This window comes from Marinobacter sp. S0848L (assembly GCF_023016065.1).
Classification (GTDB): domain Bacteria; phylum Pseudomonadota; class Gammaproteobacteria; order Pseudomonadales; family Oleiphilaceae; genus Marinobacter.
In genome coordinates this window covers 55,472-69,979 of sequence record NZ_JALKAQ010000010.1, presented here as the reverse complement: position 1 = coordinate 69,979, position 14,508 = coordinate 55,472, and the positions used below count along the sequence as shown (strand labels likewise).

13 protein-coding genes are annotated in these 14,508 nt (G+C 56.0%); 6 read left to right on the top strand and 7 right to left on the bottom strand.

The annotated features are described in order from the left end of the window. The first annotated feature begins 32 nt into the window (after positions 1 to 32). The 4 genes from rapZ (at position 33) to yjgA (ending at position 3,186) form a co-directional block, all read left to right on the top strand. Positions 33 to 917: an RNase adapter RapZ gene (rapZ, locus tag MWU64_RS12280; RefSeq protein ID WP_247064680.1), complete on the top strand. Its 885-nt coding sequence runs from the start codon at positions 33 to 35 to the stop codon at positions 915 to 917. A gap of 6 nt (positions 918 to 923) precedes the next feature. Beyond that, complete coding sequence (locus MWU64_RS12275) at positions 924 to 1,193, top strand: HPr family phosphocarrier protein (protein ID WP_247064679.1); 270 nt, start codon at positions 924 to 926, stop codon at positions 1,191 to 1,193. A gap of 86 nt (positions 1,194 to 1,279) precedes the next feature. Further along, positions 1,280 to 2,641, top strand: a complete 1,362-nt coding sequence (gene mgtE / locus MWU64_RS12270) for a magnesium transporter (protein WP_247064678.1) — start codon at positions 1,280 to 1,282, stop codon at positions 2,639 to 2,641. 17 nt (positions 2,642 to 2,658) lie between these two features. After that, entirely contained in the window at positions 2,659 to 3,186 is a 528-nt protein-coding gene (gene yjgA, locus MWU64_RS12265) for a ribosome biogenesis factor YjgA (RefSeq protein ID WP_247064677.1), read from the top strand. A 13-nt stretch (positions 3,187 to 3,199) separates the two neighbouring features. On the opposite strand, the gene MWU64_RS12260 is transcribed toward yjgA, so the two are convergent. The 7 genes from MWU64_RS12260 to MWU64_RS12230 are packed head-to-tail and all read right to left on the bottom strand — an operon-like array spanning position 3,200 to position 12,302. Continuing rightward, positions 3,200 to 4,024, bottom strand: coding sequence for a carbon-nitrogen hydrolase family protein (locus tag MWU64_RS12260; RefSeq protein WP_247064676.1), 825 nt, complete (start codon positions 4,022 to 4,024; stop codon positions 3,200 to 3,202). Between the two features lie 15 nt (positions 4,025 to 4,039). Further along, on the bottom strand, positions 4,040 to 7,753 hold the full coding sequence (locus MWU64_RS12255) for an AsmA-like C-terminal region-containing protein (protein WP_247064675.1): 3,714 nt from the start codon (positions 7,751 to 7,753) through the stop codon (positions 4,040 to 4,042). Between the two features lie 40 nt (positions 7,754 to 7,793). Continuing rightward, complete coding sequence (gene rng / locus MWU64_RS12250) at positions 7,794 to 9,275, bottom strand: ribonuclease G (protein WP_247064674.1); 1,482 nt, start codon at positions 9,273 to 9,275, stop codon at positions 7,794 to 7,796. Further along, a complete protein-coding gene (locus MWU64_RS12245; RefSeq protein ID WP_247064673.1) occupies positions 9,272 to 9,874 on the bottom strand; it encodes a Maf family protein in 603 nt (200 codons plus the stop codon). Before MWU64_RS12245 ends, rng begins: the two co-directional genes overlap by 4 nt. Positions 9,875 to 9,880: 6 nt before the next feature. After that, a complete protein-coding gene (mreD, locus tag MWU64_RS12240) occupies positions 9,881 to 10,357 on the bottom strand; it encodes a rod shape-determining protein MreD (protein ID WP_247064672.1) in 477 nt (158 codons plus the stop codon). Beyond that, on the bottom strand, positions 10,357 to 11,229 hold the full coding sequence (gene mreC / locus MWU64_RS12235) for a rod shape-determining protein MreC (RefSeq protein WP_348645559.1): 873 nt from the start codon (positions 11,227 to 11,229) through the stop codon (positions 10,357 to 10,359). Before mreC ends, mreD begins: the two co-directional genes overlap by 1 nt. Before the next feature lie 29 nt (positions 11,230 to 11,258). After that, the gene (locus MWU64_RS12230) at positions 11,259 to 12,302 is read right to left on the bottom strand and encodes a rod shape-determining protein (protein WP_199006455.1); all 1,044 of its coding nucleotides are present in this window, start codon (positions 12,300 to 12,302) and stop codon (positions 11,259 to 11,261) included. Between the two features lie 396 nt (positions 12,303 to 12,698). On the opposite strand from MWU64_RS12230, the gene gatC reads away from it, so the two are divergent. Beyond that, positions 12,699 to 12,986 carry an Asp-tRNA(Asn)/Glu-tRNA(Gln) amidotransferase subunit GatC gene (gene gatC / locus MWU64_RS12225; RefSeq protein ID WP_199006454.1) on the top strand — a complete coding sequence of 96 codons (288 nt, stop codon included), beginning with the start codon at positions 12,699 to 12,701 and terminating at the stop codon, positions 12,984 to 12,986. 68 nt (positions 12,987 to 13,054) lie between these two features. Then, positions 13,055 to 14,503: an Asp-tRNA(Asn)/Glu-tRNA(Gln) amidotransferase subunit GatA gene (gene gatA, locus MWU64_RS12220; protein WP_247064671.1), complete on the top strand. Its 1,449-nt coding sequence runs from the start codon at positions 13,055 to 13,057 to the stop codon at positions 14,501 to 14,503. Positions 14,504 to 14,508: the final 5 nt, after the last annotated feature.

Here is a 14,508-nt window from a genome sequence, read left to right as displayed (position 1 = left end):
GCAAAAGCGCGCAGCATGAGAGGAATACTGTTATGAAGCTGATCATCGTCAGCGGCCGCTCAGGCTCGGGTAAAAGTACCGCACTGCATGTACTGGAAGATCTGGGATTTTACTGCATCGACAACCTTCCCATCGGGCTGCTCTTCCCCCTGACACAAGAAGCCGTTCCTCAGGAGGCCACCACTCGCCTGCGAAAAATGGCCGTCAGCATTGACGCCCGCAACCTGTCCGGCGAGCTGGCCAATTTTGAGGCGATATACAGCCAACTCAAAAGCACTGGCATCGATGTGGAAATCATCTTTCTGGATGCCGACGAGCAAACCCTGCTTCAGCGTTTTCATGCAACCCGACGCAAACACCCGCTCAGCGATGATAAAACCTCGCTTCCTGAAGCGGTATCCTACGAGAAAACCCTGCTGGAGCCGCTGTCCCGGCTCGCCGACCTGTATGTCAACACCACAGGGCTGTCCATGTACGAGCTGCGGGATATGGTCAAGCAGCGGGTGGCCGGCCGGAAAGATCAGGAGTTAGCACTGCTGGTTCAATCTTTTGGTTTCAAACACGGAGTACCCGTTGATTCCGATTACGTGTTCGACGTTCGCTGCCTTCCCAATCCCTATTGGGACACCAGCCTGCGAAAGTACACAGGCATCGACCAGCCGGTCATCGACTTTCTCGAACGTGAGCCGTTAAGCCAGAAAATGGTTAGCGACATCGTTGGGTTTCTGGATTCCTGGCTGCCTTCATTTGCCGACAGCAATCGTAGTTACATGACTATTTCCATCGGCTGCACCGGCGGCCAACACCGTTCGGTGTATGTGTCGGAGCAACTGACGAAACACTTCGCGACAAAGTACAGCAATGTGCAGGTTCGCCATTCCGAACTGCCTCACCTGCAGGCTCGGGGGGAAATCTGATTCGCCATGATCAGCCGCACCGTGACGATTATCAACAAGCTCGGCTTGCACGCCCGGGCTACCGCGAAATTGGTCGCCACCGCCTCCGAGCATGAATCCCGAATCTGGATCAGCCGCAACGACCGCAAGGTAGACGCTAAAAACATCATGCAGGTCATGATGCTGGCGGCAAGCCAGGGCACCACTGTTGAACTCATTGCCGACGGTCCGGATGAGCAGCAGGCCATCGAAGCACTCACCGAGCTGATTGCCGATTATTTTGGCGAAGGCGGCTGATTCTTCGCAATTCACCTACAACTCTCTCTCACCGACGCTCGCTAACTCCGCTATAATACGAAGGTTTTCTGACCGTAGGTGGATCCATGTCCGATATTCTGGAACAAAGTCAGGCCCACCAGAGACTTCGCTCCCTAAGCGAGGCTCTGGATAGTGGCGCGCTGAAACAGGTTGCCCGCATCCTGAACGGCGGCCTCAGCCCCAGTGATATCGCCCACCTTCTGGAATCCTCCCCACCTCGTCAACGGGCTTTGCTGTGGAACCTGGTTGACAAGCAACTGGAAGGCGAAGTTCTCCAGCACCTTGGTGACGACATCCGAGGGTATTTCCTGAGCAAGTTTAACGCTCAGGAACTGGCTGACATTATTGAAGATTTCGAGTCAGACGACCTGGCCGACTTACTTCAACAGTTACCGGACACGGTGATCCTGGAAGTTCTGGACACCATGGACGAGCAAGACCGGCAGCGGGTAGAGGAAGTTCTCTCCTACCCCGAAGACACTGCCGGCGGCTTGATGAACACAGACACCATCACGGTGCGCCCGGACATCAGTATCGACGTAGTACTGCGTTATTTACGCCGGCACCGCAGCCTGCCACCCATGACCGACAGCCTGATCGTGGTGAACCGGCGGGATGAGTTCATCGGCACCCTTGCCATCACCCGCATGCTGGTATCCAACCCAGCGTCTACGGTTCGCGAGGTCATGGACACCGACATCGAACCTATTCCGGTCAGCCTGTCCGACACCAAAGTGGCCACCCTGTTCGAACGTTATGACCTGATCACCGCGCCGGTCGTTAACGAACAAAACAAGCTGCTGGGCCGTATCACCATCGATGACGTGGTCGATGTTATTCGTGAAGATGCCGATCACTCCCTGATGAGCCTGGCCGGTCTTGATGAAGATGAAGACACCTTTGCCCCGGTGATGAAAACCACCCGCCGTCGTGCAGTCTGGCTGGGCATTAATCTGCTGACCGCCTTTACCGCCTCGGCGGTGATCGGGCTGTTTGAGGACACCATCGCCAAAGTCGTTGCCCTGGCCGTTCTTATGCCCATTGTCGCGAGTATGGGCGGCATAGCGGGCAGCCAAACATTAACACTGGTGATTCGCGGCATGGCGGTGGGACAAATCAGCAGCGTTAACGTTGCATGGTTGCTGAATCGAGAGCTGCTCTCCGGTATCCTTAACGGGCTTTTATGGGCCGGTGTTGTCGCTACTGCGGCCATCCTGTGGTTCGGCGACTGGATGATAGGTGCTGTTATTGCCGCTGCCTTGGTCATCAATCTGGTTGCGGCCACCGTGGCGGGCACCTTACTGCCCCTGTTTCTGAAGTCCCGCAACATTGACCCGGCCCTCGCCGGCGGTGTTATTCTGACAACGGTGACCGATGTTGTTGGCTTCATGGCCTTTCTCGGATTGGCCACCCTCTTTTACGCCTGACAGAATCGATAAACAACATGACTGATCATACAGACGACCAACTTCCAGAATATCTGGGGCCCAGTAAATCGCAATTGAAGCGAGAAATGCACGAACTGCAGGATCTCGGCAAGCGTATGCTGGAACTGAACGACGACCAGCTGGCCACGCTTCCGATCAGCGACAGACTGCAACGGGCGATTCTGGAATCACGCCGTATTACCCAGCGTGAAGCCCGCCGCAGGCATCTGCAATACATTGGCAAGATAATCCGTCAGGAAGACGACCCCGAAACCATCAGCAAAACCATTGATGCGTTCTATGCGGGCAGTGAAGAGCACACCCGACGCCACCATCTCGCGGAGCGCTGGCGCGACAAGATGATCTCGGAAGGGGATTCCGTGGTTGGCGAGTTTATCGACTACTGCCCGACCGCCGAGGTGCAGCACCTTCGGAATCTGGTGCGGAACGCCCGCAAAGAGGTCGAAAAACAGGCCAACACCGGGCAGTCTCGCAAGTTGTTCCGTGCGCTTCGGGAATGGATTGACGAAGCCGAGCAGCACTAAGGCTGCTGATCACTTATAAACGCCGGTGTTCCCACACCGGCATGCGCGTCCGCACTTGTTTCAATCGTTCCAGACTGACATCAGCCAGAGCCACACCCGGCCCTTCTTCGATTTCGACAACCACCTTGCCCCATGGATCGCACACCAGACTGTGACCAAAGGTCCGCCGCCGCTCGCTGTTCTGACCGCCTTGCCCCGGTGCCACCACCCAGACCTGATTTTCAATGGCACGAGCCCGGATCAACGCATGCCAATGGGCATCTCCGGTTTGCCAGGTAAATGCACTGGGCAAACACACCCAATCGGCCCCCTGCTCCCGAAGCGCACGAAACAATTCCGGAAACCGTAAGTCGTAGCAGATCGCCATTCCCAAACGGCCTGCCGGCGTATCAACCGTCACCACCTGTGCACCGGGCTCGAAGGCGTCGGATTCCCGATATTGGCCGTGGGCGTCTTCGACCATGGCATCGAACAGGTGGATCTTGTCGTAACGAGCAACTTCACGGCCCTGGTCGTCGTACACCAGACAGCTCGCCCTCACCCGGTCCGCAATGGCCGAGCCGTCCGGCCGATTGGCCAAAGGCATGGAGCCCCCGACAATCCAAAGCCTGAGCAATCTGGCTTGTTCCGCAAGAAAACGCCTGACCACGGGACTGTCACCCACTTCTTGCTCACCACAGGCCCGCATTTGGCTGGTGGCCAATACCGCAAAGTTCTCAGGCAGCACGGCCACTTTGGCACCGCGCTCAGCAGCCTCTTTCAGCAGGCGGGCAGCTTCTGCCAGATTGACGGCACTATCATGACCACTGACCATTTGAATTGCAGCAACCTTCGTCATAACCAGTCTCCCGAATTACTCGCCGGTATCAAATACGCCTTTCAACTCAACCTTAGGATCGCTCCAGCTACCTGTCACAGTATAGGTGGCGCTGGTCAGCTTACTGAGAGGATCACCCAGTATCTTATCCAACACAAACAAGGCGCCCCCAATGGGCGCGCTGGCCCCCATCAAAAGAGCCGCCAAGGGTAAATTTTGGGTGATCGGCAACACCATCACCAGGCGCATATTCAGATCTTCCGTTGCCATATTCGTGTTGCCGCTGATTTTAAAAGCCCCCGACGGGCCTACCAACTGCAGTTCGGGGTCCAGGCTGAGCAAGCCGCTGGTGATAACCGCTTTGCCCGAGATGGCATCAAAGGCAACCCCTGCTTCATACAGATCCGAGAAATCCAGACTCAAGCGCCGCCATAAGGTATCGGTATTCAGCAGGTTAAATATCCGGAACAGTTGCGCCGAGTTGTTTTGCTCAAGAATTACACCGTCATCTAACCGCACACTGACGTTACCACTGAGCTTGCCAAGCTCCAAATGCGCAGGGCTGCCGGGCCAATCCAGATCCAGTTCGATGGTCGTCTCATCGTTGTTCAACGGGATGGAGCCGCCGGTAATGGGCTCCAGATCCTTGAGTGCTCCACCTGCAAGCTGCCCCTTAAACAGGGTCACCTCCCGACCGTCCAGAATGCGCCAAATCATATCCCCAGTCAGCGTTAACGAGCCGACTTGCCCCTCAATCTCGGTGACATTCAACTGGTGATCCTCCGGGCGAAGCTTAAACGCCCAGCGCCCGGCCGGTTTATCCCCAACGGTCAACGCAGCTATTCGGCCATTTATGTTCGGCCAGCTGCCAATATCCAGTTCCCGAAACGCTTCCAGTTGTTGTTCAAGCGTTAAAAGTTCTGGCTCATCTAATTCTTCATCGTCGCTCTGCCGAGTCAGCGTCAGGCTCTGAAGATCCACTTCAACCGTGCCGTCATTGTCTGGAATAACCACGCGCCCCACCGCCCGTTCGGACTCGGTATTCACCACCCAGCGGTCGCCTAAATCCAGTGCACTGACCTGGATATCGGAAAGGCGATTGTCGCCAAGGTACAAGTGGTCGAAGGTCAGATCAACGCCGCCTTCTCTCAGATTCATGTCGAACGCCAGTCTGTTCACCCACTCACCGGACACTTGCACGCCCTCATCCACAAAGGGATTAACCTGCACATCCAGTTGCGCGGTGTCCAAAGCCTCTTTGCCATGGGGTTCCGGCCAGTCAACGGCCAACCCGAACAGATCGGACGATACCGAAATCGGGGACACACCCTCTTCGCCAATGGTCAGTCCTGCGCTGTATTCCATCGATCCGCTCAACCCCAATGAGCTGCCGCCCGCCAGATCAAACTGTTTCAAAAAATCCGGCAACCTGACACGGCCAGTCTGTTGGATGTGCAAAGCACTGCCCTGCCCACTGTGGCCAAACCAAAGGTTGACCGGTTGCTGTAAGAACTCAGCTTTGACAGGGCCGCCGGAGAAACCAGCTTCGGTGTGGTACGTCAGGTTCGTGGTGATATTGCGCCACGCCAACCCAGTTTGAGGCAAAGCAAACCCGGCACCATCGGTTTGCACGTTCGCTTCAACAACCGGTGGCGCGTCGCTCAAGGGTAAATCAATGTTCAGGCCCAACTGGAACTGCCCGCGAATGTCCGCATCTACCAGCGCTTCCCCACCCATCTCACCAAGCGGACTGTTGTCCAGCCACCATGACACGGCATCGCCAGTGACAGGCGCCGAGGTTGCTATACGAATTCGAGCAGGGTCACCCATCTGGCCGGGCACCACCCGCACCTTTGCCTGGTCAACCGCTAAACCACCGGTAATTCCCTTTTCGAGGGTTACCAAGGTATCGCCATTCTGAACCTCGACCCTGCCAGCCGCGTCGGTAACTACCGGCCATTGATCATCGTAGCGAACCCTGCCATTTTCGAATTCATACCACATAGACGACACGAAGGATCCCTCCGGGGCGTCGGCGCTAATGCGGCCATGGCCATAATATTCACCGGCAAGAACATCTGCCTCTTCAATTCGGGTAGACAACCACTGGTAAAGCCCTTCATCCACCACATAGGCAGGCACAAAGGCCGCCAGCATGTCAGCGGTGCCGTTTTTGACACCCACTCGCAAACCAAGGTTGTCTTCACCCTGTCCGTCGAGTTTCAGATCGAACGCGCCGGTGATCGCCGTGTTCTGCTGATACCCGAACTCAAGATCATCAGCGAAGACCCGAACCACAGAGCCATCCGTTAACCAGGACACCCGCCCTGTCAGTGAGTCAAAAGCCCATTCGTCAACGAATAAGGAAGGAAAACCCAGAGTAACCGGATCCGTGGCATCTAATTCGACAAAACCGCCTTGCGCGGACAACTCGAAATACCCGGCAAGCCCCGTTGCCCCCGGCGCACCTTCCCAGGCCTGCGCGCTGACTTCTCTCAGTTGCCCAGACAAGCTGAAATCTCCGGTCTGCTCAGGCAGTTGCAACAGCATGTCATCCACATAACCTTGCGGTCGGTAATGCTCCAGCGCCTGATTAGCCACTTCCGGTAACAGCTGCAGGTTCAGTATCAGCCTTCGGAGTGGGTCGAGCGGCAAGGCATCGGCCACGAGGGCCGTGCCATAGTCTTCGGGCTGAATTCTGAAACTGAATGGTTGCACCACATCTCCGGCCCACTGCCACTGCAGTTGCTGGAACATGAGTGCCTCGCCCCGCTTCCAGCCGAACCGTGCGTATATGTGTTCCAGTGGTGCCAGCGACTGACTGTTTACACCCAACTGCAAATACGGTGTTTCGACTTGCCCCTGAATCTGTTCCAGTTCGCCTTCTTCAAAGGTCAGCCAGGCCTTGCCGCCGACATCGAAGCCTTCCACGCGAATGCCTTTCCAGCTGAGGTCGTCCACCAGGCCGTCGAATAATCGGCCGGAATCGACGTCAAGGTACAGTTGCCCGGTAAAGTCGCCCCGAAAAAATTGCTGCCCTACTAAGGCAAAGCTCGCCAACTGGGTGGCCGTGCCGCTTTGCATTGCACGCCCTCCGGCCTGAAACAGCCCACGGCGGTAAAGCAAATCCAACTGGGGAATATCGATGTGGCGTAAATGCTCTTTGCCGTCATTCAGAGTCAGGCTTACCCGGGTAATTCTGACTTCCGGGTCGGACAGCCAAGTGCCGGCATAATCCAGCCACTTTTGCAGGTTGCGCCCCTCTTTCAACGGGTTTTGCAGCAATTCTTCGACGGGACTTTCATCCCCGGGCACGACTGATCGGGTCAACGTGAGCACAAGCTCGTCCGCTTCGAAATTTTCAAATACAATACGAAAGCGCATTAAAGACGACAGGAAATCCAGCTTGGCATTCAGATACTCAAGATCTGCCACCACTTTCCCTGTTTCGGGATGACGCACGGTGATTTCAGAAGCGGTAACCGACGGGTTGAGCCACTGCCAGGAAGAGGAAAGGCGGCCGATGCTGATGTCCAGACCAGTTTGTTCGGAGAGGATTCGGGCAGTCCGATCGGTGAATTGATCAATATTAGCGGTAAGCTGCCGGCCAATGCCCGCGTATAAGGCGAGTAACACCAGAAAAACCAGCAACGCCCACCACACGCACGAGGCAACGCCCGCCAAAACGCGGCCGATCAGTCCTCCGGGTGGCGGGTCTGCCTGAACACTGTCTTCATCGCGGATCGACATGGTTATCGGTCAGCCCTTGGAATTCTCGGCCGCTCAGAGATCAGAGCAGAACCACATCATACTGCTCCTGGCTGTAGAACGGTTCAACCTGGAATCGAATGGTCTTTTTGATGAAGGTTTCCAGATCCGCCACGTTGTCAGATTCCTCATCAAGCAACCGATCAACCACGTTCTGGGAGGCCATCACCAGATAGCTTTCCGCCTCGTACACCCGGTTCACCCGAAGAATTTCCCGGAAAATCTCATAGCAAACGGTTTCAGAGGTTTTCAGAAAACCGCGGCCATCACAGATCGGGCACGGCTCGCACAGCACTTGCCCGAGGCTTTCCGTGGTGCGCTTTCGGGTCATTTCCACTAAGCCTAGCTCGGAAACACCGGTGATTTTGGTTTTCGCATGATCGCGCTCAAGCATTTTCTCGAGCATACGGAGCACTTGTCTTTGGTGTTCCGTATCATCCATGTCGATGAAATCGATGATGATAATGCCACCGAGGTTGCGCAGTCTCAGCTGCCGGCTGATCGACCGGGCGGCTTCAAGGTTGGTCTTGAAGATGGTTTCTTCAAGATTACGATGCCCGACAAAGGCGCCGGTGTTGATGTCGATGGTGGTCATCGCTTCGGTTTGATCTATGATCACGTAACCGCCGGATTTCAGCTGCACTTTGCGGCTGAGGGCTTTTTGGATCTCGTCTTCCACGGAGTACAGATCAAAGATGGGGCGTTCGCCAGGGTAATACTCCACCTTGTCGGCAAACTCGGTGACGAACTCATGCACAAAGTCCATCACCCGCTGATGACTTTCCCGGCTGTCGATGCGCACCTTCTCGGTTTGTGGGCGGATCAAATCGCGAATGGTGCGGATAAACAGCGGCAGGTCCTGATACACCGCAGACGGTGCCGGCGCTTTGTTGATACGTTCGTGCACCGACTGGCTCAGCCGGTGCAAATACACCATGTCGGCGATGAGTTCTTCCGCCTGCGCACCTTCGGCTGCGGTGCGGATGATATAGCCGCCATCCACTTCCTGATGCTCTGCGGCGGCTTCTTCAACAATGGATTTCAGACGGGCCCGTTCGGTGTCGTCTTCGATGCGCTGAGAGATACCAATGTGCTTTACACCCGGCATGAACACCAGATACCGGGAGGGTACCGAAAGCTGCGTGGTCAGCCGTGCGCCTTTGGTGCCGATCGGGTCTTTCGTCACCTGAACCACTAACGACTGACCTTCCCGCAGTAAAGTGCGGATATCCGGGACCACTCGCGGGCCGTCCGATTCGTCTTCCGTTGGTGGTTGGCTCGCGACAACATCCGAAGCATGAATAAAGGCTGCCCGCTCAAGGCCGATGTCTACAAACGCGGCCTCCATACCCGGCAAAACCCGAACCACTTTGCCCTTGTAGATATTGCCAACAATGCCTTTGCGGCTGGTCCGCTCGATGTAGGCTTCCTGCAACATGCCGTTTTCGACCAGCGCCACCCGGGTTTCCACCGGTGTTACGTTGATCAGAATTTCTTCACTCATTGCTGACTCTCCTTAGTTCTCGGCCAGGACTGGATCACCGAGTGGCCCGCTTGAGCGAGCAATGCCGCAGTTTCCTGAAGAGGAAGCCCCACCACCGCACTGTAACTACCCTTGATCGCACTGACGAAAATGCCACCCAAGCCCTGAATGCCATAGCTCCCCGCTTTATCCATGGGTTCACCGCTGGCAACATACGCGCTGATCTCTGCGGCTTCCAGCTCCCGGAAGGTGACATCGGTGGTCACCACCCGGGACCAACATTCCGCACCTTTGGCCAGAGCCACGGCGGTTAATACCTGATGAGTGCTTCCGGACAACGCCTGAAGCATACTCACAGCCTGCTCGGTGGACTCGGGTTTTCCCAATATTTCTTCATAGTGGATGACAGACGTATCAGAGCCCAGCACCAACTTTTCCGGATACTGCCTGGCGATGCTCAGCGCTTTTTCCCGAGCCAGACGCTCGACGTAATGCTCAGGCGTTTCCGACGAGGCGGGCGTTTCATCAATATCCGCTGGTTGTACCTGAAAATCTAAGCCTATCTGTTGGAGCAATTCAGCGCGCCGGGGGGAAGCGGAAGCAAGAATCAGATCAGGCATATGGTTTTACCCCAGTTTTCGATTGATATGGTCCAGTACACTGCTGAACAACGGCCAGATCAAGGCACTGGTGACGGCAGGCCAAAGATAGCTGAAGCCAGTATTCTCGGCACCCACCAGCTGTTTAATAAAGTGCACCAGCATCTGATTGATGCCCAACAACAGAAAGACCATAAGGCATTGTTGCGGCAACGGATACATGCGAAGTCGCTGGTGTACTGTCAACACCAAAAACGCTATCAACGCCATGCCCATGGCGTTAACGCCCAGCGGGGTAGACTCAAGAGTATCCAGCAACAAACCCAGGCACCACGCCAGAATTACGCCAAATTGCGCCGGTGCCCGGAAAGTCCAGTAAAACACCACAAGCCCCAACCATTCGGGCCGAAATTCGAACCAGCCCACAGGGAACAAGGAAATGCTCAGAACCAGCGACACCAGAACGGAAATCAAAAACAGTGGGTAGCTAATAACCGACAGCATCAGGGTGCCTCCCCTTCATCCGGAGCCAGCTCTTCGCTCTCCGGCTCTTCATCTTGCCGGGTTTTCGGCTGGAACACGACCAGCACCAGTCGGCTCTGATTCAGTCGCGCTTTCGGCGCCGCACCTATGGTCACAAAGGGTTCGCCCGGTTCTTTTACGATCTCGGTGATTTCAGCCACGGGATAACCAGACGGGAAACGCCCTCCCAAGCCGGAACTGACCAGTACATCTCCTTCGCGAATGTCCGCGGTGTCCGGCACGTGCACCAGATCCAGAGTATCGGGTTGGCCACTGCCTAGCAGGATTGCACGCAGGCCGTTGCGCAACACTTCCACGGGTACGGCATGGCTACTATCAGACACCAACAGCACCCGCGAGGTAAACTGGCTGGTCTGGATCACCTGCCCCATCAAGCCTTGGGCATCCAGCACCGCCTGGCCAACGGTAATACCGTCACTCTGACCTTTGTTGATGACGATTTCGTGGGTGTACGGGTCTGGCGAAACGCCTACCACTTCGCCGACGATGACACGGTCATCCAACACTTCGGCAGAGTTCATCAAACGGCGGAGTTCGTTGTTTTCGGAAGCCAGGGCGGCGTATTTCAGCGCTCGTCGTTCCAGAATCAGCAGGCGGGTTTGCAGCTCTTCGTTTTTCTTTTGCAGATCTTCGTGGTCTTCAAACGAGCCGTCGAGCCAATCCCCAAAGCGCGTGGGCATATTGCCCAGCCAATAGACCGGGGCCAGTCCCGTTTCGATGGAGCTGCGTACGATCGACAGTCTGTCAGAACGGCTATCGGCAGCGATTAACGCTGCCGATAACAGTATGACGAGGAGGAGTCTGAAGCCGGGTATTGGCCCCTGAACGAAGATTGTTTTAATGGTGAGTTCCCCCCACGGGATTAACCCTCTTGGGAGAACATTCCGATGCCACTGCGATCAATCACTTCCAGCGCTTTGCCGCCACCGCGGGCAACGCAGGTCAGCGGATCTTCGGCAATGATCACGGGCAACCCGGTTTCTTCACTGATCAGCTTGTCCAAACCGGCCAGCAATGCACCGCCTCCGGTCAGTACGATGCCACGCTCGGCAATATCAGAAGCCAGTTCGGGCGGAGACTGCTCAAGCGCACTTTTAACGGTTTGTACGATCTGTGCCAGTGACTCTTGCAAGGCGTCGAGAATTTCTTCGCTGTTCAGGGTGAACGCACGGGGTACGCCTTCCGCCAGATTGCGGCCGCGAACGTCGATTTCTTTCAGTTCGAGCCCTTCGTAGGCACAACCGATTTCGTGTTTGATACGCTCAGCCGTGGAGTCACCAATCAGGCTACCGTAGTTCCGGCGTACGTAGGTTACGATGGCTTCGTCGAATTTGTCGCCGCCTACGCGTACGGAGTCGGCGTATACGATGCCGTTCAGGGAGATAATGGCAATTTCAGTGGTGCCACCGCCGATATCAACGATCATGGAGCCGCTGGCTTCTTCTACTGGCAAACCTGCACCAATGGCGGCAACCATCGGTTCTTCAATCAGGAAGACTTCACGGGCACCGGCACCGAGTGCGGATTCGCGAATGGCTTTGCGTTCTACCTGGGTCGATTTGCTGGGCACGCACACGAGTACACGCGGGCTTGGGGTGATGAAGCTGTTTTCGTGCACTTTGTGGATGAAGTGCTGGAGCATTTTTTCGGTGACCACGAAGTCGGCGATGACGCCGTCTTTCATGGGCCGGATGGCGGTGATGTTTCCGGGGGTTCGGCCCAGCATGCGTTTGGCTTCGGAACCAACGGCGGCCACCATTTTCTGGGAGTTGCTGGTTCGGATGGCGACCACGGACGGTTCGTCCAAGACGATGCCACGACCCCGCACATAGATGAGTGTGTTGGCGGTGCCCAGGTCAATGGACAGGTCGCTGGAGAATAGGCCTCGGAGTCTTTTGATTAACATTCGTGTTGTTTCAACCTGAGAGTTGCGGTTGCTAAAGAAGGATGCGGCAACTTTATCAGCGGGGCCCTGTGCAGGCAAGGAGCCATCGGGGCTGCTGGCTTACTAATTGCACATTTTATGGGTTGTTTCGGGGCCAATCTGTGGCAGCTTTCTGCTAATATATCGGGCTTGTTTTCAACAGGTGCAACGATGCCTTGGGGAACTGCTTTCCAAAAACCGCTCCTTCGGCACATCCTTGTGGCGCTTCTGCTCCGCCATCCATGGCTGCGCACATTTTTGGAAAGCAGTTCCCCAAGGCATCCCCGGACATCGCAGGTGCGGTCATAAACAGCCTCAGCTGCGCGTACGGGCATCATTGTATTAAATTGTATTCACACATGCTTTATTGGAGGCAACATGAGCATTTCCCGCGAGGACATTGAAAAAGTTGCCGTGCTCGCCCGCATCAAAGTGGATGACGAGCAGGTTTCGGCTCTGGAGAAAGATCTGGGCAATATTCTGGATCTGGTTGATCAATTAAGCGCTGCGGATACAGAGGCCGTGGAGCCGATGGCGCATCCGTTGGATGCGGTTCAGCGTTTGCGCGCGGATGAGGTTACCGAAACCAATCAGCGGGAAGCGTTTCAGGCGATTGCGCCAGCGACCGAGGATGGGCTGTATCTGGTTCCCAAGGTTATTGAGTGAAACGGTTCAAGTAAGCAGCCACTGCCTTTTACCCGGCATTTTTCTGACCATCAAAGATTTCAGGATTGATGATGCATAACAAATCCGTAGCAGAGCTTTCCAAAGAGCTGGAGAGCGGGAAGATTTCAAGCGTGGAGCTGACGCAACAGTTCCTCGATCGTCTGAAGAGTGAAGACGGCAAATACAACAGTTTTATTACCATCTCCGCAGACCAGGCACTGGCCGAGGCCAAGGCAGCTGATGAGATGCGGGCAGCTGGCAAGGCGACGGCGTGGACCGGGGTTCCGTTTGCCCACAAGGATATTTTCTGCACCAACGGCGTTCGCACTACTTGCGGCTCGAAGATGCTGGAGAATTTTGTCCCGCCTTACGACGCCACGGTTACCGCAAACTTTAAAGCGGCCGGTGCGGTTTGTTTGGGTAAGACCAACATGGATGAGTTCGCCATGGGGTCTTCCAACGAGTCCAGCTTCTTTGGTGCGGTGACCAACCCGTGGGGCGACAAGCGTGTTCCGGGTGGCTCTTCCGGCGGTTCTGCTGCGGCTGTTGCGGCGCGTTTGGTGCCGGCAGCGACGGGTACTGACACCGGCGGTTCTATCCGCCAGCCTGCGGCGCTGTGCGGCATTACGGGTTTGAAGCCGACTTATGGCCGGGTTTCCCGTTACGGCATGATTGCGTTTGCTTCTTCGCTGGATCAGGGCGGCCCTATGGCCCGCACGGCGGAAGACGCGGCGCTGATGATGAATGTGATGGCGGGTTTTGATCCGAAGGACTCCACCTGCATCGACCGGGAAGTGCCGGACTACACCGCGACGCTGAACGAGCCGCTGAAAGGTCTGAAAATTGGCCTGCCGAAGGAATACTTCAGCGAGCAATTGTCACCCGCTATGGAAGAGCAGGTTCGCAATGCGGTGCGCGAATACGAGAAGCTGGGCGCTACGGTGAAGGAAGTGTCCCTGCCGAACGCCAAACTGGCTATCGCTGCGTACTACGTAATTGCTCCGGCGGAAGCCTCTGCCAACTTGTCCCGTTTTGACGGCGCGCGTTACGGCTATCGCTGCGAGAACCCGAAAGATCTGATGGACATGTACACCCGCACCCGGGCGGAAGGCTTCGGCAACGAGGTTAAGCGCCGGATTCTGGTCGGTAGTTATGCGTTGTCAGCCGGTTACTTTGATGCCTATTACCTCAAGGCTCAGAAGGTTCGCCGTTTGATCCAGCAAGACTTCATCAACGCGTTCAAAGAAGTGGACGTGATGATGAGCCCGGTGTCGCCCTCGCCCGCGTTCGTGCAGGGCGAGAAGACGACGGATCCGGTGACTATGTATCTGGAAGACGTATTCACCATTGCCATTAACCTGGCAGGCATTCCGGCCATGTCGGTGCCCGCAGGCTTTGTGAACGGCTTGCCGGTTGGCTTGCAGATTATCGGGGATTACTTCTCTGAAGCGCGTTTGCTGAACGCCGCCCATCAATTCCAGCAGGTGACCGATTGGCACCAGCGTGAACCTCAATAAGCCCG